The sequence below is a fragment of the Belnapia sp. AC561 genome, assembly GCF_979252845.1.
This window is the reverse complement of record NZ_CEEDBP010000023.1, coordinates 77,754-97,628: the sequence shown is the minus strand read 5'-3', so window position 1 is coordinate 97,628 and position 19,875 is coordinate 77,754. Positions and strand designations below refer to the sequence as shown.

20 protein-coding genes are annotated in these 19,875 nt (G+C 70.4%); 6 read left to right on the top strand and 14 right to left on the bottom strand.

All coding sequences use genetic code 11. The annotated features are described in order from the left end of the window. The 3 genes from AC0IW9_RS18755 to AC0IW9_RS18745 all read right to left on the bottom strand — a co-directional run. Positions 1-882: amidase (locus AC0IW9_RS18755; RefSeq protein WP_471649810.1), on the bottom strand; the 882-nt coding region annotated here is incomplete at its 3' end. Further along, positions 879-1,865 carry an isopenicillin N synthase family dioxygenase gene (locus tag AC0IW9_RS18750; protein WP_471649809.1) on the bottom strand — a complete coding sequence of 329 codons (987 nt, stop codon included), beginning with the start codon at positions 1,863-1,865 and terminating at the stop codon, positions 879-881. The genes AC0IW9_RS18755 and AC0IW9_RS18750, both read right to left, overlap by 4 nt. 9 nt (positions 1,866-1,874) lie before the next feature. Then, positions 1,875-3,170: an amidase gene (locus AC0IW9_RS18745; RefSeq protein WP_471649808.1), complete on the bottom strand. Its 1,296-nt coding sequence runs from the start codon at positions 3,168-3,170 to the stop codon at positions 1,875-1,877. A 76-nt stretch (positions 3,171-3,246) separates the two neighbouring features. Here AC0IW9_RS18745 and AC0IW9_RS18740 point away from each other — a divergent pair, with 76 nt between their 5' ends. Continuing rightward, positions 3,247-3,882: an isochorismatase family protein gene (locus AC0IW9_RS18740; protein WP_471649807.1), complete on the top strand. Its 636-nt coding sequence runs from the start codon at positions 3,247-3,249 to the stop codon at positions 3,880-3,882. 5 nt (positions 3,883-3,887) lie between these two features. Continuing rightward, positions 3,888-4,775 (top strand): polysaccharide deacetylase family protein, encoded by an 888-nt coding sequence (locus AC0IW9_RS18735; protein ID WP_471649806.1) that lies wholly within the window; start codon positions 3,888-3,890, stop codon positions 4,773-4,775. Here AC0IW9_RS18735 and AC0IW9_RS18730 read toward each other — a convergent pair. The 7 genes from AC0IW9_RS18730 to AC0IW9_RS18700 all read right to left on the bottom strand — a co-directional run bounded on the left by AC0IW9_RS18730 (position 4,756) and on the right by AC0IW9_RS18700 (position 11,359). Further along, positions 4,756-5,034, bottom strand: coding sequence for a hypothetical protein (locus AC0IW9_RS18730; RefSeq protein WP_471649805.1), 279 nt, complete (start codon positions 5,032-5,034; stop codon positions 4,756-4,758). The genes AC0IW9_RS18735 and AC0IW9_RS18730 overlap by 20 nt on opposite strands. Next, positions 5,031-5,918, bottom strand: a complete 888-nt coding sequence (locus AC0IW9_RS18725) for an ABC transporter permease (protein ID WP_471649804.1) — start codon at positions 5,916-5,918, stop codon at positions 5,031-5,033. The genes AC0IW9_RS18730 and AC0IW9_RS18725 overlap by 4 nt, the downstream gene beginning before the upstream one ends. After that, positions 5,918-6,808 (bottom strand): ABC transporter permease, encoded by an 891-nt coding sequence (locus AC0IW9_RS18720; protein WP_471649803.1) that lies wholly within the window; start codon positions 6,806-6,808, stop codon positions 5,918-5,920. The genes AC0IW9_RS18725 and AC0IW9_RS18720 overlap by 1 nt, the downstream gene beginning before the upstream one ends. Before the next feature lie 19 nt (positions 6,809-6,827). Next, positions 6,828-8,087, bottom strand: coding sequence for an ABC transporter substrate-binding protein (locus AC0IW9_RS18715; protein ID WP_471649802.1), 1,260 nt, complete (start codon positions 8,085-8,087; stop codon positions 6,828-6,830). A gap of 20 nt (positions 8,088-8,107) precedes the next feature. Then, on the bottom strand, positions 8,108-9,064 hold the full coding sequence (locus AC0IW9_RS18710) for an ABC transporter ATP-binding protein (RefSeq protein WP_471649801.1): 957 nt from the start codon (positions 9,062-9,064) through the stop codon (positions 8,108-8,110). A gap of 202 nt (positions 9,065-9,266) precedes the next feature. After that, on the bottom strand, positions 9,267-10,358 hold the full coding sequence (locus AC0IW9_RS18705; RefSeq protein WP_471649800.1) for a TauD/TfdA family dioxygenase: 1,092 nt from the start codon (positions 10,356-10,358) through the stop codon (positions 9,267-9,269). Continuing rightward, positions 10,355-11,359, bottom strand: coding sequence for an isopenicillin N synthase family dioxygenase (locus AC0IW9_RS18700; RefSeq protein ID WP_471649799.1), 1,005 nt, complete (start codon positions 11,357-11,359; stop codon positions 10,355-10,357). Before AC0IW9_RS18700 ends, AC0IW9_RS18705 begins: the two co-directional genes overlap by 4 nt. A gap of 120 nt (positions 11,360-11,479) precedes the next feature. Here AC0IW9_RS18700 and AC0IW9_RS18695 point away from each other — a divergent pair, with 120 nt between their 5' ends. Genes AC0IW9_RS18695 through AC0IW9_RS18680 form a run of 4 tightly spaced genes read left to right on the top strand, consistent with a single transcriptional unit; the run spans position 11,480 to position 14,923 of the window. Continuing rightward, complete coding sequence (locus AC0IW9_RS18695) at positions 11,480-11,782, top strand: DUF4387 domain-containing protein (RefSeq protein WP_471649798.1); 303 nt, start codon at positions 11,480-11,482, stop codon at positions 11,780-11,782. Beyond that, positions 11,779-13,170 carry an acyclic terpene utilization AtuA family protein gene (locus AC0IW9_RS18690; RefSeq protein WP_471649797.1) on the top strand — a complete coding sequence of 464 codons (1,392 nt, stop codon included), beginning with the start codon at positions 11,779-11,781 and terminating at the stop codon, positions 13,168-13,170. Before AC0IW9_RS18695 ends, AC0IW9_RS18690 begins: the two co-directional genes overlap by 4 nt. Continuing rightward, on the top strand, positions 13,167-13,646 hold the full coding sequence (locus AC0IW9_RS18685; protein ID WP_471649796.1) for a PaaI family thioesterase: 480 nt from the start codon (positions 13,167-13,169) through the stop codon (positions 13,644-13,646). Before AC0IW9_RS18690 ends, AC0IW9_RS18685 begins: the two co-directional genes overlap by 4 nt. Then, positions 13,643-14,923 carry a thiolase family protein gene (locus AC0IW9_RS18680; RefSeq protein ID WP_471649795.1) on the top strand — a complete coding sequence of 427 codons (1,281 nt, stop codon included), beginning with the start codon at positions 13,643-13,645 and terminating at the stop codon, positions 14,921-14,923. Before AC0IW9_RS18685 ends, AC0IW9_RS18680 begins: the two co-directional genes overlap by 4 nt. Positions 14,924-14,945: 22 nt before the next feature. On the opposite strand, the gene AC0IW9_RS18675 is transcribed toward AC0IW9_RS18680, so the two are convergent. The 4 genes from AC0IW9_RS18675 to AC0IW9_RS18660 form a co-directional block, all read right to left on the bottom strand. Beyond that, positions 14,946-16,097, bottom strand: coding sequence for an MFS transporter (locus tag AC0IW9_RS18675; RefSeq protein WP_471649794.1), 1,152 nt, complete (start codon positions 16,095-16,097; stop codon positions 14,946-14,948). A gap of 121 nt (positions 16,098-16,218) precedes the next feature. Then, the gene (locus tag AC0IW9_RS18670; RefSeq protein WP_471649793.1) at positions 16,219-17,130 is read right to left on the bottom strand and encodes an ABC transporter permease; all 912 of its coding nucleotides are present in this window, start codon (positions 17,128-17,130) and stop codon (positions 16,219-16,221) included. A gap of 37 nt (positions 17,131-17,167) precedes the next feature. Then, the gene (locus tag AC0IW9_RS18665) at positions 17,168-18,121 is read right to left on the bottom strand and encodes an ABC transporter permease (RefSeq protein WP_471649792.1); all 954 of its coding nucleotides are present in this window, start codon (positions 18,119-18,121) and stop codon (positions 17,168-17,170) included. 18 nt (positions 18,122-18,139) lie between these two features. Beyond that, complete coding sequence (locus AC0IW9_RS18660) at positions 18,140-19,813, bottom strand: ABC transporter substrate-binding protein (RefSeq protein ID WP_471649791.1); 1,674 nt, start codon at positions 19,811-19,813, stop codon at positions 18,140-18,142. Positions 19,814-19,875 lie beyond the last annotated feature (62 nt).

The following is a 19,875-nucleotide window of genomic DNA, read 5'->3' as shown; positions in this document are numbered from 1 at the left end:
GTCATACGGCGCCGCCACCTCCACCCCGCCGCCGAGGCTCTCCACCGCCGCCCGTACCGCCGCCGCCACCTCCGGCGTCGCCCCCTCATCCCCGATCGCGGTGAACCAGCCGATCCGCGGCCGCGCCGGCACAGGATCCGCCGGGAACCGCGCCGAGGCGGGGTCCCGCGCATCCGGCCCCGCCAGCACGGAATACAGCAGCATCATGTCCCGCATGCTGCGCGCGAAGGGCCCGATCGCCTGGAAGTCGATCGCCATCGGCGGAAAGCCGTATCGCCGCGCCAGCCGCCCGACCGAGGGCCGCATCCCGACAAGCCCGGTATAGCCGGCTGGCATCCGCGTGCTGCCGCCCGCATCCGTCCCGACCGCCAGCGGCACCATCCCCGCCGCCACCGAGGCCACCGCCCCGCCCGAGGACCCGCCCGGCGTCAGCGCCGGATCCCAGGGATTGCGCGTCACGCCCGACAGCCGGCTCTCCGTCCGCCCCTGCAGGGCGAATTCCGGCGTGGTGGTCTTGCCGATGATGACGGCCCCCGCCGCCCGCAGCCGCTCGACGCAGATATCGTCCTGCGCCGGCACATGGTCGCGGAACAGCAGGCTGCCCCAGCAGGCCGGCATGCCCTTGACGAAGAGATTGTCCTTCACCGAGACCGGGATGCCATCCAGCGGCCCCCGCCTGGCCCCCGCCTGCAACCGCGCATCGGCCTCGGCCGCCGCTGCCCGCGCGCCTTCGGCATCGACATGGGTGAAGGCATTCAGCACCGGCTGGAAGCGGGCGATCCGCGCCAGGCTCTGCTCCACCAGCGCGGCCGAGGACACCGCCCCCGCCTGCAGCAGCGCCCCCAGCGCCACCGCATCCAGCCGCCAAAGATCCTCGCTCATGCCGCTGCCACCTGGGTCCGGAGGAATTGCGCGCGCAGATGCTCGCCGCTGGTCGTCGCCGGATACTTCGGCGGCTCGCCCGCCGGCACCGTGCCCGGCAGCGCCGCCACCGGCGCGTCGTAATTCGGGTTGTGGAAGAAGACCAGCGACAGCCGCCGCGACGCCGAGGCCTGCGCTGCCGGCGGATTGACCACCCGGTGCAGGGTCGCCTTCCAGCGCTCGTTGGTCCAGCGCGCCATGAGCTCCCCGATGTTGATGATGAAGCTGTCCGGCGCGATCGGCACGTCCACCCAGTCCCCGGCCCGGTTCAGCACCTGCAATCCGCCCGGCTTGTCCTCGGTGCGGAGGATGGTCAGGGACCCGTAATCCGCATGCGCCCCGGCCCGCAGCTGCCCCGGCTGCGGCGGCACCGCCGGCGCCGGGTAGTTCCTGACACGCAGCCGGCTGATGTGCCGGTCCACCTTGTCGGCGAAGAACCCCTCCGGCAGGTCGAGCGCCAGGGCGAAGATCGCCATCAGCTCCTCCGCCAGCGCCCCCATGGTGCGGAAGTAATCCTCGTATAGCCCGCGCAATTCGGCCGGCCGCTCCGGCCAGAGGTTCGGGTGGAAATGCTTCCCCGCCGCCGGCCCGGTGAAATAGGCATCCGCCGTCGCATCCACCGGCCCGATCATCAGGCTCTCGTTCAGGTCGCCAGGCACGTCGAGCCCCTGGCTGCGCCCGACACTCTCGGCCTCCAGCGGGATATAGCCCCGCGTCACGTCCGGCGCCGGCTTCAGCACCCGCTGCTTCTCCGCCGCCGGCAGGTCGAAGAAGGCATTCGAGGCCCGCTGCACCGCGGCGATCAGCGCCGGGTCCACCCCATGCCCGGTGATGACCAGGAAGCCGATGTCCTTCACCGCCTGCCCCACCTGCGCCGCGACCCTGGCCTTGCCGCTGCCATCGCGGAAGGGCGCCACATCGATGACCGGAACCGAAAGCAGCATGTCGTCCCCCTACAGATCGAGTGTGGTGCCGAGCGGCGACAGCAGGAACCCCGCCAGCCGCGCATCCGCCCCCGGCGCCGCGAACAGCAGGGCGCCGACCGGCATGCCACCATCCATGCCCGCCCGCACCGTGGCGATGGGCCCGCCCAGCACCGTCAGCGGGATGACGAAGGAGGGGTCGCCCGTCGTCGCCGCATCCGGCGCCACGTCGGGGGCCGCCGGCACCAGCAGCACGTCCTCCGGCCCGAACGCCGCCCAGAAGTCCTGGCGATAGCCCGCCAGCGTCCGCAGCCCGGCGTGGTAGTCGGCCTCGGTCGTCGCCAGCCCCGTCTCGATATCCGCCGCGATCCGCGCCGAGACCAGGGGACGCGGCGCCCGCGCATGGGTCCGCCCCAGCTCCGCCACCATCACCCCGCGATGCGTCTCCAGCATCGCCCCCAGCGGCACCGGCGAGGCCGCCCGCCGCACCGCCAGCCCCGCCGCCTCCAGCCTGCTGACAAGCGAAGCCACCGCGGCCGCCGTGCCCGGCCGGGTCTTCGCCGCCACCATCGCATCCTCGAGCACGACGATCCGCGGCTTGACCGGCTTCGGCGCCCGCAGCCCGAGATGATCCGCCGCATAGCCCGCCGCGCAATAGGCCGCATCCTGCGCCGAGCCGCCGAAGGCCCCGACCGTGTCGAAGGAGGGCGCCAGCGGCACCACCCCCACCCCGCCGATGGCGAGCGTCGAGGGCTTGAAGGCCCCCACGCCGGTATAGGCTGCCGGCCGGTTCACGCTGCCCGCCGTCTGCGTCCCCAGCGCCAGCGGCACCGTCCCCGAGGCGATGGCCGCCCCCGACCCGGCCGAGGAGCCGCCCGGCGTCCGCGTCAGGTCCCAGGGATTGCGCGTCGGCGGCAGTGAATTGAAATAGGCATATTCCGTGGTGTGGACCTTGCCGAGGATCACCGCCCCCGCCACCCGCAGATGCGCGACAACCGTCGCATCCGCCGTCGCCGGCGCGATCTCCGCCCGGCTCGGACTATTCGCCCGGGTCGGCAGGCCGGCCACGTCGATCACGTCCTTCACCGCGACGGGGATTCCGTGCAGCGGCCCGCGCACCCGGCCCGCCGCCCGCTCCGCATCCAGCGCCCGGGCGGCGGCCAGCGCCTCCTCCGCCAGCACATGCACCCAGGCCTGCACCTCGCCATCCACCGCCGCGATCCGCGCCAGGCAGCGCCGCACCAGCGCCTCCGAGGTCAGCCTCCCCGCGGCCATGGCGGCGGCGAGGTCGCGTACCCGGCCGGGATCCTGGATCAACTCGCTCATGCGTCTCTCCCCATGCGGCCCCCATGCGGCACGGGGTTTGCAATCGCCATGCCGCATCATGCGGGGGCACGAGACCATGGCGGATATCTACGCGCAACGCGGCTATGGCAGCCGTCCCCTGGGTTTCGGGGGCAGGATCGGCGTGGTGGTGGTCGATTTCCAACGCGGCTTCATCGATCCGGACTTCCCCATGGGCGGCGCGCCGATGGTGGATGCCGCGGTCCGCGCCACCGTGCCCGTGATGGAAGCGGCGAAGCGCGCCGGCCTGCCCGTCATCGCCTGCGTCAACGGCTACGAAAGCCCGCGCGCCGCGCCGCATTGGAAGGTCGCCCCCGTGCTGGACCTGCTGGCCGGCACCGCCGCGGTCGAGCTCGACCCGCGCATCGCCGCCGCCGACCCGGATGTGGTGCTGATGAAATCCGCCCCCTCGATCTTCTTCGCCACGCCGGCCGCCGCCATCCTGACCAAGGAACGGGTCGATACCGTCATCGTCACCGGCTGCATCACCTCCGGCTGCGTCCGGGCCAGCATCAACGATGCCTTCTCCCTCGGCTTTCGCGTCATGGTGCCGCATGATTGCGTCGGCGACCACGACCAGGCCGCGCATGACCAGAACCTCCGGGACGTCGAGCGGCGCTATGCCGATGTCATCGACGGGGCGACGGCCATCGCCGAAATCGAACGCTGGCGCCAGGCCAACGACAAGGGATAGGAACGATGCCCAAGGAAATCCTCTGCGCCTTCAGCATCCATTGCGATGCGGTGGCGGGATGGCTCGGCAGCTACATGGGCGAGGACAGCCCCGGCGACATCAGCCGCGGCGTCTTCGCCGCCGAGGTCGGCATGCCCCGCCTGCTGAAGCTGTTCAGCCGCTTCGGCCTGAAGCAGAGCTTCTTCATCCCCGGCCATACCATCGAGAGCTTCCCCCGCCAGACCGACATGGTGGTGGAGGCCGGCCACGAGATCGGCCTGCACGGCTACAGCCACGAGAACCCCCTCGCCCTGTCGCGCGAGCAGGAGGAAGCGATCTTCGCCCGCTGCATCGGGCTGATCCAGAAGCACTGGGGCCGCCGCCCGGTCGGCTACATCGCCCCCTGGTGGGAGGTGAGCGCGGCCAGCATGGAGATCCTGCTCGCCCAGGGCATCCGCTACGACCACAGCCTGATGCACCACGACTGCATCCCCTACTACGTCCGCACCGGCGACCAATGGACCCCGATCGACTACGCCAAGCCGGCCGAGACCTGGATGCACCCCTTCACCAAGGGCACCGAGACCGACCTGGTCGAGATCCCCGCCGGCTGGCACCTCGACGACCTGCCGCCGATGATGTTCATCAAGAAATTCCCGAACAGCCACGGCTATGTCGCGCCGCAGGTGATGGAGGGGATCTGGCGCGACCACTTCGACTACGTCTACCGCGAGCACGACTATGCCGTGGTGCCCATCGCCATCCACCCGGATGTCTCGGGACGGCCGCAGGTGCTGCTCGCGCTCGAACGGCTGATCGCGCACATGATGAAGCATCCCGGCGTGCGCTTCGTCACGCTCGAGGAGATGGCGGAGGATTTCCGCCGGCGGATGCCTAGGCCAGCAGCGCCGTAGCGATCGCCTGCCATTCGGCTTCGAGCGTCCCCGCCGGCATCACGCGGCCGGCACGCCGGTACCAGTAGCCGGCATTGGACAGGTCGCCCTCCTTGCGGTGCAGGTAGGCATGCACCCAGGCGCTTTCGGCATCCTCGCCATCCTGGGCCGCCGCATGCGCCGCGGCCCAGTCGTTGCGGGCGTCCCACCACAGCGCCAGCAGCGGCGGGGACAGGGCGGGCGGCGGACCTTCGGCCCGCGCCAGTTCATCGGGGGTCATCCCAGCAGCTTAGCCGCCGCGCGCCGCCGCGCAATGGCCACGCCGAGGAAGCTGAGGGCGATCACCAGCACCGAGACGCCTGTCGTCACCGTTCCCAGCGCATAGATCTCCGGCGTCGTCACCGTGCTGGTCAGCCCCTGCAACTCCAGCGGCAGGGTATTGCTGTCGCCCAGCGCCTGGGAGGAGCGGGCGATCTCGTCCCAGGACAGGGTGAAGCCGAACAGCGCCACCCCCACCAGGCTCGGCGCCACAAGCGGCAGCACCACATGCCGGAATACCTGCCAGGGCGAGGCGCCGAGGTCCCGCGCCGCCTCCTCCAGCTCCCCGGGGAAGCGGTTGAAGACCGCGAACATGATCAGCAGGCCGAAGGGCAAGGTCCAGGTCAGATGCGCCCCGAGGCCGGAGGTGAAGAGCCCCATCGCCGTGGTATAGCCCTCGGCCAGCCAGGCGAGTTCATGCGCCTCCGCATAGGCCTTCACCGCATCGTCGATCAGCCGGAACTCCAGCGCAATGCCGAGCGAGACCACGATGGAGGGTACGATCAGGCTGGCGATGGTCAGGTTGAACAGCAGGTTCTGCCCCGGAAAGCGCCGACGGAAGGCATAGCCCGCCAGCAGCGAGATCACCGTCGTCAGCACCATCACGACAAGCCCGAGCCAGGCAGAGCGCCGGAAGGAGGCCCAGATGTCGATCACCCCGGTGCCGCGCCACAGCGTCTCGAACCAATGCGTCGACAACCCGCGCAACGGAAAGGTTAGCCCCCCCTCCGGCCCCTGGAAGGAGAGCACGAAGATGGTGAGCGTCGGCCCATACAGGAACACGACGAAAACAGTGAAGATCGCCGCCAGCACCCAGAAGGACAGCGGCCGTCGCGTGTCGTCCATCACAGCTCCCGCCGGATATCGATCAGCTTCGTCATCGCCGCGATCACCAGCAGCACCAGCCCGAGCAGCACCACCGCCTGCGCCGCCGCGGCGGGGAACTGCAGGTAGGACATCTGCACCTGGATGATCTTGCCGATGGAGGCGATCTGCTGCCCGCCCATCACGCCGATGGTCACGAAATCCCCCATCACCAGCACGATGACGAAGATCGAGCCGATGACGAGCCCCGGCTTGGTCAGCGGCATCACCACATGCCACAGCGTCTGCCAGCCGGAGGCCCCCGCATCCTGCGCCGCCTCCAGCAGCCGCCGGTCGATCCGCATCATGCTGTTGAAGACCGGCACCACCACGAACAGCGTGTAGAGATGCACGAAGGCCAGCACGACCGAGAAATCCGAGAACAGCAGCCAGTCCTGCGGCGCCTCCACCAGGCCGGTGCCGACCAGCACCTGGTTCACCAGCCCCTCCCGCCCCAGCAGCGGCAGCCAGGAGATCATGCGGATGACGTTGGAGGTGAGGAAGGGCGTGGTGCAGACCAGGAAGAGCGCCATCCGCACGGTATCCGACCGCACATGGAAGGCGAGGAAGTAGGAGACGGTGAAGCCCAGCACCAGGGTGCAGACCCATACCAGCCCGCAGAGCCTGAGCGTCGAGATATAGGTGCGGAAGGTGGTGCAGAGCCCCCCCGAGAGATTGCCGCACCCCTCGAACATCTCGGCATAGTTGCGCGAGGTCACGTCCGGCACCAGCGAGTATTCGGTATAGTTCCACAGACTGACGATGCCCGTCGCCACCAGCGGGAAGACGAAGAACAGCAGCAGCACCAGCGCCAGCGGCGCCGCCTGCAGCAGCGGCGCCCCCCGGGACATCCAGTCGCGCCGCTGCGTCATCGTATACGGCATCACAAGGTCAGGCGGCGATGAACTCATTCCATTTCCTGACCATGTAGTCGTTCTCGTCCATCACCGCATTCCAGCAGGCGACGGCGCCCATCCGCGCCTCGTAGCTGCCGCCGTCGCGCACCGCGCCGGCCCTCTCCAGCACCGTGCCGTCGGGGGCCTTGATGTCCTGCGCCGCCGGCTTGCCGAGCATCCAGAAGTCCCACTCATAGGCCTGCATGTTCTTCTGCGCCGTGGACAGCACCGCGGAGTAGTAGCCCTGCCGGTTTAGGTAGGCCCCGGCCCAGCCGGAGAGGAACCAGTTGATGAAGTCGTAGGTCGCATCCAGCTTCCGCCCGGTCAGCGTCTTCGGGATGCCGAAGCCCGCAGCCCAGGCGCGATAGCCTTCCTTCAGCGGCTGGTAGGTGCAGGGGATGCCGCGGCTGCGCACCGCGGTCACCGCCGGCGACCACATGGACTGGATGACCGTCTCGCCCGAGGCCATCAGGTTGACGCTCTCGTTGAAGTCCTTCCAGAAGGCGCGGAACTGCCCGGCCCGCTTGGCATCGGTCAGGACCTTCATGGTCAGGTCGATCTCGGCCCGGGTCATGTTGCCCTTGTCGGCGTATTTGTGCTGGCCGGTCGCCTCCACCACCATCGCCGCATCCATGATGCCGATGCTCGGGATGTTCAGCAGGCTGGCCTTGCCCTTGAACTCCGGGTTCAGCAGCTCGGCCCAGGAGGTGATCGGGCGGTTGATCTTGTCCGGGCGGATGCCGAGCGTGTCGGCGTTGTAGGTGGTCGGGATCAGGGTCAGCCACTGGGTCGGGCTGGCGGCGAAGGTCTTGCCCGTCTGGGTCGGCAGGTAGCTGACCTTGATCGGCGCGGTGCCCTGGTCGCCGATCTTCTTGCCGGCGATCTCGCCCTTGGTGAAGACCGTGGTGATCTCGTCGACCAGCTTGATGCGCCGCGCATCCATGCCCTGCAGGTTGCCCGAGGGGATGATCTTCTTGAGCATCCAGTATTCGCTGTCGAGCACGTCGAAGCTGTTCGGCTGCGTCACCGCGCGCCGCACCACGTCATCCGAGGTGACCGGGACATATTCCAGGGTGATCCCGAGGTCTTCCTTGACCTTGTCCTTGATCTCCTTCGACTGGTTCACCGCGGTGCCGACGTAGCGCAGGGTCACCGCGCCCTGCGCATGCACCGCCGGCGCCGCCAGCCCGGCCGCGGCGATACCCGCGGCACCCTGCAGAAGCTGGCGACGGCCAGCGCGGATTGTCGTGTCCATGTCTGGATTCTCCTTGATCGTCATGCCGCCGTCGCCAGATGGCGGACATCCGCCGCATCCCAGCCGAGCCCTACCGCCTGCCCGGCCTCCAATGGCCGTGCCCGCAGCACCGCCTCGCTCAGCAGGGCCTGCCATTCCTCGCCGCGCGGCCCGGCCAGGGCCACGGCGAAGCCCGTCCCGGTATATTCCACCCCGCGGATCGTCGCCGCCACCGCACCCTCGCCCGGCGGCAGCAGCCGCGTCAGGTCGGTCCGCACCGCGACCTGACCGCCGGCCAGGTCGACGACGTTGTGCCCGCCCATGAAGCGCGCCGCGAAGGCCGTGCGCGGCGCATCGAAGACCTCGAGCGGCGTGCCCTGCTGCTCGATCCGCCCGTCCCGCATCAGCACCACCAGATCGGCCAGGGCCAGCGCCTCGTCCTGGGAATGGGTCACATGCACGAAGCTGATCCCGAGCTCGCGCTGGAAGCGCTTCAGCTCCGCCCGCACCCGGCCGCGCAGGAAGGGATCGAGCGCCGAGAGCGGCTCGTCCAGCAGCAGCGCCGCGGGATTGGTGACCAGGGCCCGGGCCAGTGCCACGCGCTGCTGCTGCCCGCCGGACAGCTGCGCCGGCAGCCGCTCCGCCAGCGCCTCCAGCTCCACCAGCCTGAGCATCTGGCGCGCCTTGGCATGGCGCTCCGCCTTGGCCACGCCGCGCATGCGCAGGCTGAAGGCGACATTGTCGAGGCAGCTCAGATGCGGGAAGAGCGCATAGCTCTGGAACATCATAGCGGTGCCGCGCTGCGCCGGCGGCAGCCCGCTCACCTCGTGGTTGTCGAGCAGGATATCGCCGCTGCTCTGCCGCTCATGCCCTGCCAGCATCCTGAGGCTGGTGGTCTTGCCGCAGCCCGAGGGCCCCAGCAGGCAGCAGTAGGTCCCCGCCGGGATCTTCAGCTCGAGCGCATCCACCGCGACCGAAGCGCCGAAGCGCTTGGTCACCTTGATGAACTCGATCGCGCCGCGATTGGCGGTGCGGGGCGCGGTCGTGTCGGGCAGGCTGAGTTCCCCCTCGCGGCTTGGATCCGATCCCCCAAGCCTGCGGCAGAACCCGTTCCCGCTTCAAGCGGTGACAAGCGGGCTTGACAGCCTCGCGAGACGAAAATCGCCTAAGGTGCAGGCATCCCGCCCATAATTCCTGCAATCAGACCAGGACCGGCACCCCACGTGCCTCGGCCGGCACGGCAGGGGCGCGCCGCCCATCCGCCTGCAGGGTGCCGCCCCGCACCACCCCGGGCGCCGTCTCGCCCCAGTAGACCTCGAAGCCCGGCGGCAGTGCCCGGCTGCCCGGCATCGCCAACCAGAGCCGCAGCAGCAGCCGCTCCTGTCCCGCCGCGGCGTCGTTCTCATAGGCGGTGCGGCCGTGGTAGATGACATGGTTGTTCAGCAGCTGGATATCGCCCTGGGTGAAGGGCGCATGCAGGCAGGTCGCCTCGGCGATCTCGGCCAGCAGGTCCAGCGCCTCGTTCTGCGCCGCGGTCAGCCGGGGGATGCCCGGGTCCTCCTGCGCCTGCTCGACGAAGGTGCGGGAATACTGGCTGGTCAGCTTGCCGTCCTGCAGGCCGAAGACCGGCAGCGCCACGAAGCGGCCGATCTGCTCGGCCTCGATGTCCTCCGACCGGCGGCGCCAATAGGGCTGGAACAGCAGCTCCAGCAGATCCGGCCGGCGCCGCAGCATCTCGTTGTGGATGGTCCTGATGCTGGCCAGCTTGCTGACGCCGCCGGCCTTGCTGTTGCGCGCCGCCAGCAGCGCGATCACGTCGCAGCGGTCGGTATGGAAGCGCAGCGGCCCGGTGGAGCGCGCCCGGGCGCGGGAGGCCAGCACCTTCCCCGGCTCGGCCATGCCGCCCCCCTGGGACCCCATCCCCTCGTCGCGCACCTCGCCCATGATCTCGCCGCGGCTGTTCTGGAACAGCGCGATGCCGAGATGCGCGCCGATCCCCCAGAAGATCCGCCGCAGCTCGGCCTCGTCGTAGCGCTCCACATCCAGCCCCTGCAGCCGCACCGCGCCGCAGCCTTCCTCCAGCTCCTCCGCCACGTCCGCCAGCAGGGTCGCGGTGCGCCCGAGCGGGAAATCCGCCTTGCCGAAGCCGGTCTCCGGCAGCCCCGCCGCCGTTACCGCGGCCAGCGCGGCGGCGATCTCGGCCCGGTGGCCATCGTCGAAGCGGCGCAGCCATTGCCCGCTGCGCTCGAGCTCGGCACCGGTCCAGGCGCCGGGAATGGGGGTACGGGTCATGTCACGGTCTCCGCCGCCTGCTGCCGATGCGCGAAATTGGTCTGGTTCAGCTTTCGCCGGTGGTCGAGGTAGCGCAACGGCTCATACTTCGCCGGCTCCGTCTCGCTCACGCAGCTCGGCACCGGGGTGATGACGGCATCGTTGCCGGGGCCGAAGAAGAAGGGGATGGCGTAGCGCATCTGGTTGCTGGCATTCACCACCCGGTGCGGCGTCGGCGCGAAGCGGTCGTTGGAATAGCGGCCGAGCATCTCGGCGGTATTCACCACGAAGGTCCCGGGGATCGCCGGCGGCCGCAGCCAGGTCCCTTCCCGCGTCCGCACCTCGAGGCCCGGCAGCGCCGATTGCGCCAGGAAGGTGATGAAATTCGTGTCGATATGCGGGGCGAAGCCGAAGCGGTTGTCCTCCGCCTCCGGCTGCGGCTGGTAGCGGATCAGCCGCAGGGTGCAGCTCGGATCGGCGAAATCCTGCGCGAAGTAATCCGGCGCCAGGCCCAGCGCCACGGCGAAGGCCGGCAGCATCCGCTGCGCCAGCGCCTGCATCGCGGTGTAGTAGGCCATCGTCGCCTCCCGGAAGCCCGGCAGCTCCGGCGGCCAGCGGTTCAGCCCGATGAAAGGCTTCCCCGCCAGGATGTCGGGATCGTCCGGCGCATAATCGCGGGAGATGTAGAAGCTCTCGTTCAGGTTCGGCTTGGTGTTGTGGTTGACCTTGGAGGTGCGGATCACCTGCGCCCCGGTCGGCAGGAAGCCGAGGTTCAGCATCCCCACCTTCAGCGCCACCTTCTGCTCCTCGGGCAGGGCGAAGAAGCGGGCCGCCGCCTCGAAGCAGCCATCGGCCAGGGCCTGCGGCACGCCATGGTTGGCCAGCACGAGGAAGCCGGTATCCCGGCAGCTCCGGGCGATGCTGGTGGCCAGGGCCTCCATCGCCCCCGGCACGCCTGCCAGCATCGGCCCCACGTCCAGCACCGGAATCCGGCCCTCGGGCCCCTCGGCGATCTCGCTCATGCGACGCTCTCCCGCGATACGGCGGCACAGTCCAGCACGCCCGGCGCCCGCCGACCAGCCGCCCCGGTTGACCCCGGCGCGGCCCGGCGGGACAGTCCCGCCGGGACGGAGGAAACCGCGATGCGGCTGATCGATCTGGCGCGGGTGATCCGCAGCAAGAATGCCGGGCCACTGCACCTGACGCTCGACATCCTCTTCGCCGATGCCGCCGGCTACGATCGCGCGGTGCAATCCCCGGCGCTCGCCGCCCCCGCCATCGCCCGGCTCTACGGCGTCGATCCCGCGACGGTCGCGGTCATCCCCTTCCCCGCCGCCCATGCCATCAAGGTGGTGCTGGATCGGCCCATCGTCGCGGGCTCGCCCGGCGACGCGGATGTCTACGGCGCCCAGCAGCATCGCCCCTTGCTGGGAGTGGAACTATGAGCGTCGTCGGCAGGCTGCTCGACCGCCGCCTCAAGCCCGGCCAGGCCCTCCGCGTCCTCTCCGCCTCCGGCCAGCTCGGCAACGGCATCCCCGAGGCGGCGCTGCAGGCCGGCCTCGCCCGGGCGCCGCATGTCATCGGCTGCGACATGGGCTCCATCGATCCCGGCCCCTACTATCTCGGTGCCGGCCGCATGGCGACCTCGCCCGCCATCACCCGGCGCGACCTCCGCCTCGCCCTCCTCGGCGCCCGCGCGATCGCGGTACCGCTGCTGATCGGCACCGCCGGCACCGCCGGCGCCGCGCCGCATGTCGCCGCGACCCTGGACCTCATCCGCGACATCGTGCGGGAGGCCGGCATCACCCTCCGCATCGCCGTCATCCACGCCGACATCGATCGCGCCTGGCTGAAGGCGATGGCCGCCGCCGGCCGCATCCAAACGATTGGCGCCATCGGCGACCTCACCCCCGCCGAGATCGACGGCGCCGCCCACATCGTCGGCCAGATGGGCACCGAGGCCTTCCTCCGCGCGCTGGCGATGGAGCCCGACGTCATCCTGGCCGGCCGCGCCTGCGACACCGCGGTCTTCGCCGCCGTCCCGCTGCTGCTCGGCTATCCCGCCGGCCCGGCGACGCATATGGCCAAGATCATCGAATGCACCTCGCTCTGCTGCACCCCCGGCGGCCGCGACGCCATGCTCGGCACCTTGCATGGCGACCACTTCGACCTCGAGAGCATGAACCCCGCCCGCGCCGCCACGCCGCTGACCGTCGCCGCCCACAGCCTGTATGAACAGGCCGACCCGCTGCACGTCCAGGAACCCGACGGCACGCTGAACGTGGCCGCCGCCCGCTTCGAGGCGCTCGACGACCGCCGCGTCCGCGTCCACGGCGCCACCTGGACCCCGGCCACCCAGCCCAGCATCAAGATCGAGGGCAGCACCTGGATCGGCGAGCGCGCCGTCCTGCTCGCCGCCACCTGCGACCCCCGGGTGATCGAACACCATGCCGGCATCACCGAGGGCGTCCGCCGCATCGTGGCGGACATCATGCCCAACGAGACCTACGACCTCCGCTTCCGCGCCTATGGCAGCGGCGCCACCAGCCTCTTCCCCGGCGCCGCCCCCATGCCTACCCCCGGCGAGCTGTTCTTCCTCGTCGAATGCATCGCCGCCACCGCCGACCTCGCCAAGGCGGTGGTGGGCGTCGCCAAGCAGAACCTGCTGCATTTCGGCTTCCCCGGCCGGCTCTCGACCGGCGGCAACATCGCCTTTCCCTTCACCCCGCCGGAAATCCCCGCCGGCCCGGCCTATCGCTTCAGCGCCTACCACATCGCCGAATGCGACGACCTCGCCCGCGCCTTTCCCATCACCCTGGAAACCCTGCGTTGATCGATCCGCCTGCCGGCTACCTCCGCCTGCCCGACCACGCCCTGCCCGTCTTCAACAGCCTCGTCGGACCCTTCTGGCTGAAGCCGGAGGGCGAGGGCATCGCCTATGGTTTCCGGGTGGAACTTCGCCACTGCAACCCGGTCGAGCTCTGCCATGGCGGCATGCTGGTCGCCTTCGCCGATATCGTGCTGACCGGCGGCTGCAACCATGTCGCGGGGCTCAGCCGCTTCCTCACCACCATCACGCTCGCCACCGACTTCATCGCCCCCGCCCGCATCGGCACCTGGCTGGAGGCCCGGCCGGAGGTGCTGAAGGTCACCCGCAGCATGGTCTTCGGCCAATGCCTGGTCCTTGCGGATGGCGAACCCGTGCTGCGCGCCAGCGGCACCTTCCGCTATACCGGCGAACCCGACCCCCGCTTCGACCGCATCCGCCGCCTGCTCGCGGCGCAAAACCCGGAGGAATCAACGCCATGAACGCCCCCGTCTCCACGACCGAAACGCCCGACTGGACCCGCTACGTCGCCGGCGCCATGGTCGAGACCTTTGCCGACGCCACCCTGGTCGCCGGCGCCCGCACCCCCTTCGTCGACTTCAACGGCGCACTCGCCGGCATCTCCCCCACCGATCTCGGGATCCACGCCGCCCGCGCCGCCATCGCCCGCGCCGGGATCGACCCCGCCCGCCTCGGCCTGACGGTTGCCGGCAACTGCATCCAGGCCAGCTTCGACAGCCTCTTCTTCGCCCGCCACATCGGCCTCTACGCCGGGATGAAGGACGACAAGCCGGCGCATGGCGTCCAACGCCTCTGCACCACCGGCTTCGAGGCCATCGCCCAGGGGGCGCGGGCCACCAGCAGCGGCCAGGCCGAGGCCGCGCTCTGCGTCGGCACCGAGAGCATGAGCCGCGCCCCGGTCGCCAGCTTCACCAGCCGCGGCGGCTTCGGCCTCGGCCAGGTCGAGTTCAAGGACTTCCTCTGGGAGGCGCTCTTCGACACCGGCTGCGCGACGGCCATGGGCGGCACGGCGGAAAACCTCGCCCGGCTGCACCACGTGACGCGGGAGGAGGTGGATGCCTATGCCGCCACCAGCTTCAGCCGCGCCCTCGCGGCCGTCGCCGCCGGCCGCTTCGCCGAGGAGATCGCCCCGGTGGTCGAGGCGACCTACGAAGGCCCGGGCCTCAAGACCCGCAAGCTGAAGCTGCCCCGCAAGGTGGGTGAGGTCGCCCAGGACAGCCATATCCGCCCGACCCCGATCGAGGTCCTGGCCAAGCTCGCCCCGGTCTTCGGCGGCGTGCAGACCGGCGGCAACAGCAGCGCCATCGTCGACGGCGCCGCCGCCGTCGTCCTCACCACGGCCAAGGTGGCGGCCGAGGGCGGCGGCACCCCGCTCGGCCGCATCACCGCCGCCTCGGTCGCCGGCGTCCCCGGCGATGTCATGGGCATCGGCCCGGTGCCTGCCGTGCTGGCACTGCTGGGCAAGCTCAAGCTCACCGCCGCCGACATCGACCTGTTCGAGATCAACGAGGCCTTCGGCGCCCAGGCGGAATCGGTCCGCCGCGTGCTCGGCGTGCCGCATGACCGCTTCAACGTGAATGGCGGCGCCATCGCCTTCGGCCATCCGCTGGCCGCGACCGGCATCCGCTGCGTGCTTTCGGTGGCGATGGAGCTGAAGCGCCGCGGGCTGAAGCGCGGCATCGCCGGGGCCTGCGCCGGCGGCGGCCAGGGCATGGCGGTGCTGGTGGAGGTCGATTGAGCGCCACCTCTGCCCGGGCCGGCTAGCCCGGCCTGACGCGCAACGCCAGGGCGGCGGCCAGCAGGGCCGCCGCCGTCACCCCATAGACCAGCGCGGCCGGGACCAGCGGCAGCAGCACCCCGGCCACCAGCGGCCCCGCCCCGGCGCCCAGGTCCCGCCAGGTCGCCAGCCGGGCCAGCGCCGGTACCCGCCCCGGCCCCGGATGCAGCGCCGCCACCACCGGCGCCGGCAGCGGCTGCAGCAGACCCCGCAGCAGCACCACCGCCAGCGCCCCGGCCCAGAGCGCCGCACCGCCCACGCCGATCAGCGCCAGCCCCGCCGCCGAGGCGCAGGATAGCAGCACCAGCATCCTGAGCGCGCCATACCGCTCCGCCAGCATCCCCCCTGCCGGCCCGAGCGCGATCTCCGAGGCATAGCGCAAGGCCAGGGCCCCGCCCGCCGCCAGCGCCACCCCCTGCACCGCGACCCCGCCCACCGCGCCGCCCAGCGCCGCCGAGGCCAGCACCGCCAGCCCGAGGACGAAGACCCCGTCCAGCGCCATGCCCTGGACGAAGGACCAGACATCGATCCGCGCCGGCAGGCCGAAGCGTGGCGCCCCGCGCACCGGGTCGCCCTGCCCGGCCGGCAGCCGCAGGGCGAAGGGCAGGCCCAGCAGCGCCACCCCGGCCAGCAGCAGGAAGACCAGATGCGGCCCCCACACCTCGGCGATCAGCGCGCCGCCGATCAGCCCGACCATCGGCCCCACGGCGATGATGGCGCGGGACCGCCCGCTGCGCCGCGCCGCGCCCTCCGGCAGCGCCGTCGCCAGTGCCTGGGTTGCGATGTTCATCACCGCGAAGGACAGGCCCCAGACCAGCCGCGCCGCCAGCAGCCACCAGATCCCCGGCAGCAGCGCATAGCCGAGCGAGGAAGCCGCCGCCCCCAGCACGGCGACCACGCAGGCATTGCGCGGCCCGCTCCGCTCGTAGCTGCGGGCGACCCAGCCATAGCCGATGATCCGCACCAGCCGGTTGGCCGCCAGCAGCAGCCCCGCCTCGGCGAAGCTGACCCCGAAGGCCGCCGCATGCAGCGGCAGCAGCAGGTACAGCACCGTATCCGTCGGCAGGGTCAGCCCGAGGGTGAGCGAAGCATCGCGGGAGGCGCGATCGGCGCCATCGAGGTCCTGAGCATCCATGGCCCCAGGCTGCCCAGGCACAGACCATTAGACAACCGGATGACTAACCAAGGCATCCAATTGAAACGGGCCGGACGCCCTGCGGCATCCGGCCCTACCCCGCCCGCCCGAAGCGGCTGGATCAGCCCTTCACGTCCATCGCCTGCCGCAGCCCGTCGCTGAGGAGGTTGAAGCAGATGGAGGTGACGAAGATGCAGGCTCCCGGCAGCACCGCGACCCAGGGCTGCACATAGATCGCCGTCCGCAAGGTATTCAGCATCAGTCCCCATTCCGGCTCCGGCGGCTTGGTGCCGAGGCCGAGGAAGCTGAGGCCGGAGGAGAGGATCATGCAGACCGAGATCAGCCCTGTCGCATAAACGAAGATCGGCCCCAACACGTTGCCCAGCACATGGACGCGTACGATGGTGAAGCCCGAGGCGCCCGAGGCCCGCGCCGCATCGACGAAGTCGAGGTTGCGCACCCCCTGCGTCACGCTTTCCGCCACCCGGATGATCTGCGGGATGAAGACCAGGGTCAGCGCCAGGATGGCATTGAAGATGCCCGCGCCCAGCGCGCCGGAGATGGCGACCGCCAGTAGCACCGAGGGGAAGGCGTAGAAGATGTCGGTGGTCCGCATGATCGCCATGTTGACCTTGCCGCCCATGAAGCCGGCGGTGACGCCGAGCGTCGTGCCGATGACGAAGGCGAAGATCACCGGGACGATGCCCATGAACCAGGACAGCCGCCCGCCGTACAGCAGGCGCGTGACGATATCCCGCCCCAGCTCGTCCGTCCCCAGCGGGTAGTTCGGTGTACCGATGCCGCGCAGGCGCCGGATCATGCTGCCCTGATAGGGGTCGTGCGGGGCGATCAGCGGCGCGAAGACGATCGCCAGCAGCATCACCAGCAGCAGCGCGCCACAGATGATGGTGACCGGGTCCCGCCGCACCCGCTTGAAGACGCCGGCCCAGTAGCCGAGCGACTTGGTCTCGGCCTGGCGGGACTGGACCGCGAGTTCGGCTTCCGCGGCCGTCGGGGTTGTCGCCGTGCTCATGCTCGGGCCCTCCTCAGGCGCGCTTGATGTCGCGCGGTCATGCGCGCTTGATCCGGGGGTCGAGGGCGGTCTGGATCAAGTCGACCAGCAGGTTCAGCGCGACGAAGAACATCGCCAGCACCAGGATGGTCCCCTGCAGCACCGGCAGGTCCCGCTGGAAGATGGCGCTGTTCAGCAGCAGCCCCGTCCCCGGCCAGGAGAAGACCGTCTCCACCAGGATGGACCCGCCCATGAGGTAGCCGAGCTGCAGCCCCATCACCGCCAGCGCATTCGGCGCCGCATTCTTCACGACGTGATAGAAGACGCCCGAGCGCGTCAGCCCCTTGCCGCGCAGCGCGGTGATGAATTCCTGGTTCATGATCTCGGCGACGATGCCGCGCACGGTGCGGGTCACGATGCCCATCGGGATGACCGACAGGGTCACCGCCGGCAGCACCAGATGCTTCATGTGGTCCCAGTTCCAGGCCCAGTCGGAGGACCCGCCCGGCCCCGCCCCCATCGCCGGCAGCCAATTGAGCTGCACCGAGAAGATCACCACCATGACCATGCCGAGCCAGTAGTGCGGCACCGAGACGCCGGCGACCGCCAGCCCCACCGCGGCCCGGTCGATGAAGGTGCCGCGGAAGGTCCCCGCCAGCCCCCCCAGCACGCAGCCCATGATGAAGCCGAGCGAGGAGGCGGTGAAGGCCAGCGTCAGCGTATTGGCGATGGCGGTCTGCAGGTCCGACCACACCGGCCGCCCCGTCGCCAGCGAACGCCCGAGGTCGCCCACCACCACCTTCGAGAGCCAGAGCGCGAATTGCACCGGCAGCGGCTTGTCGAGGCCATAGTCCTTCCGCACCTGCTCGACCACGTCGGCCGGCGCATCCGGCGGGACGATGGCATTGATCGGGTCGCCCGGCGCGATCTGCACCAGCATGAAGCAGACGAAACCCACCGCGAGCGCAATGGGGATCGCATAGACGATGCGCCGCAGCAGATAGAGGATCATGCGATCATCCCGGTTTGATTACTGGACGTAGGGCAGCCGCAGGTCGACGAACCAGCTCTGCGGCTGGACATAGCCGCGGATGCGCGAGGTCATCGCCCGAGGCGAGACGTCATGCGCGATCCAGATGAACAGCGCCTCATCCACCCCGGCGGCATGCAGCTTGGCCAGCGCCGCGTCGCGCGCCGCCGGGTCGAAGGTGTTGCGCGCCTCGCGGATCATCGCGTCGAAGCGCGGGTCGCTGAAATGGCCCCAGTTGTTCGAGACCGGCGGCGCCATCCGGCTGTCCCAGAAGCGGACCATGGCGAAGAAGGGATCCATGGCGGCGAAGGAGACATTGGTCGCATGCGCGCCGCGCGCCGAGGCCGCCTGGCAGCCCTGGCGCCAGTTGGTGAAGAGCGTGTTCCAGTCCACCACGTCGAACTCGATGTTGACGCCGACCTGCTTCAGGTCCTGCTGCAGGAACTCGTTCATCGGCAGCGGCTGCATCTGGCCGGAACCGCTGGCGCTGATCTGGATCTTCAGGTTGAGCGGCCGCTGCGCGGTATAGCCGGCCTCGGCCAGCAGGCGCCGCGCCTCGGCCTTGTCGGTGCGGATCTGGAAGCTCGGGTTGCCCCACCAGGGATGCCCCGGCGCCACGGTGCCGACGGGCGCCACCATGAAGCCGCCGAGCAGCTGCTTCAGCCCCTCGCGGTCGATCGCCAGGTTCAGCGCCTTCCGCACCCGGACGTCGGCCATCGGGTTGCCGGCGGTGAAGCAGGGCTGCCAGGGCCAGACATGCGGCTGCAGGTTCTGGGTGATGACCATCTGCCGGCTGCGCAGCTGCGGCACGGTATCCGGCGCCGGCGCCTCGATCCAATCCACCTGGCCCGAAAGCAGCGCCGCGGTGCGGGCATTGGCCTCCGGGATCGGCAGCAGCACGATGCGGTCGGCCTTGGCCTTGGTGCCCCAGTAGGCGTCGTTCCGCACCATCTCCACCCTCTCACGGGCGACGAAGCGGGTCAGCTTGAAGGGCCCGGTGCCGGCGGGCTCGCGGGCGAAGCTGTTCCAGGCGGTCTCGGCATTGGGGCTGGCGGCGCGGTGCTTCTCCCACTGCGCGGGGCTCGCCATGAAGAGGTTGGTCAGGTTGATCGGCAGCAGGCTGTCCGGCTCGCTGGTGATCAGCGCCACGGTCAGGTCGTCGATCTTCTCCGCCCGGCGCAGCGCCGGCATGCGGGTCGCAGTCAGCCCGACTTGGCGCGGGTCATAGTGCGGCGCCTCGCGGTCCAGCACCTTGCGGACGTTCCAGACCACGGCATCGGCGTTGAAGGGGCTGCCGTCGTGGAAGACAACACCGGGCCGCAACCTGAAAACCCAGCGGGTCTTGTCGGCCTCATCCACCGCCCATTCGGTGGCGAGGCCGGGGATGACGGTGGAGGGCTTGTCGGCCGCCGACAGGTCCCAGGCGGTCAGCGCATCATACAGCGGGATGCCGGTGAAGCGGTTGCCCTCGAAGCCCTGGTCCGGCTGGCCATGAGTCAGCGGGATATCGGCCGCGGTCATGCCGATGCGGATCGTCCCCTGGGCGAGCGCCTGGCCGGGGGCGAGGGCGGTGCCGGCGAGCAGCGTCAGCAGGCCGCAGGCCGCCAGCAGCCGGCGGCCAGGCGTCCGGGGACCGCTTGTCGCGGCTTCTGTCATTGGGTCGAAGGCAGGCATCGTGTCGTTTTCCCGGGCGGCGGTGGATCGGCGGGCCGCAGGTTGGCAAGGCCCGTGCCAGC

Excerpts from the sequence above, each read along its gene's own strand:
- AC0IW9_RS18675 (WP_471649794.1), bottom strand. The coding sequence starts at position 16,097 with ATGGATGCTCAGGACCTCGATGGCGCCGATCGCGCCTCCCGCGATGCT.
- AC0IW9_RS18695 (WP_471649798.1), top strand. The coding sequence starts at position 11,480 with ATGCGGCTGATCGATCTGGCGCGGGTGATCCGCAGCAAGAATGCCGGG.
- AC0IW9_RS18665 (WP_471649792.1), bottom strand. The coding sequence starts at position 18,121 with ATGATCCTCTATCTGCTGCGGCGCATCGTCTATGCGATCCCCATTGCG.
- AC0IW9_RS18735 (WP_471649806.1), top strand. The coding sequence starts at position 3,888 with ATGCCCAAGGAAATCCTCTGCGCCTTCAGCATCCATTGCGATGCGGTG.
- AC0IW9_RS18750 (WP_471649809.1), bottom strand. The coding sequence starts at position 1,865 with ATGCTGCTTTCGGTTCCGGTCATCGATGTGGCGCCCTTCCGCGATGGC.
- AC0IW9_RS18725 (WP_471649804.1), bottom strand. The coding sequence starts at position 5,918 with ATGGACGACACGCGACGGCCGCTGTCCTTCTGGGTGCTGGCGGCGATC.
- AC0IW9_RS18705 (WP_471649800.1), bottom strand. The coding sequence starts at position 10,358 with ATGACCCGTACCCCCATTCCCGGCGCCTGGACCGGTGCCGAGCTCGAG.
- AC0IW9_RS18745 (WP_471649808.1), bottom strand. The coding sequence starts at position 3,170 with ATGAGCGAGTTGATCCAGGATCCCGGCCGGGTACGCGACCTCGCCGCC.
- AC0IW9_RS18700 (WP_471649799.1), bottom strand. The coding sequence starts at position 11,359 with ATGAGCGAGATCGCCGAGGGGCCCGAGGGCCGGATTCCGGTGCTGGAC.
- AC0IW9_RS18740 (WP_471649807.1), top strand. The coding sequence starts at position 3,247 with ATGGCGGATATCTACGCGCAACGCGGCTATGGCAGCCGTCCCCTGGGT.
- AC0IW9_RS18680 (WP_471649795.1), top strand. The coding sequence starts at position 13,643 with ATGAACGCCCCCGTCTCCACGACCGAAACGCCCGACTGGACCCGCTAC.
- AC0IW9_RS18670 (WP_471649793.1), bottom strand. The coding sequence starts at position 17,130 with ATGAGCACGGCGACAACCCCGACGGCCGCGGAAGCCGAACTCGCGGTC.
- AC0IW9_RS18720 (WP_471649803.1), bottom strand. The coding sequence starts at position 6,808 with ATGACGCAGCGGCGCGACTGGATGTCCCGGGGGGCGCCGCTGCTGCAG.
- AC0IW9_RS18660 (WP_471649791.1), bottom strand. The coding sequence starts at position 19,813 with ATGCCTGCCTTCGACCCAATGACAGAAGCCGCGACAAGCGGTCCCCGG.
- AC0IW9_RS18690 (WP_471649797.1), top strand. The coding sequence starts at position 11,779 with ATGAGCGTCGTCGGCAGGCTGCTCGACCGCCGCCTCAAGCCCGGCCAG.
- AC0IW9_RS18715 (WP_471649802.1), bottom strand. The coding sequence starts at position 8,087 with ATGGACACGACAATCCGCGCTGGCCGTCGCCAGCTTCTGCAGGGTGCC.
- AC0IW9_RS18730 (WP_471649805.1), bottom strand. The coding sequence starts at position 5,034 with ATGACCCCCGATGAACTGGCGCGGGCCGAAGGTCCGCCGCCCGCCCTG.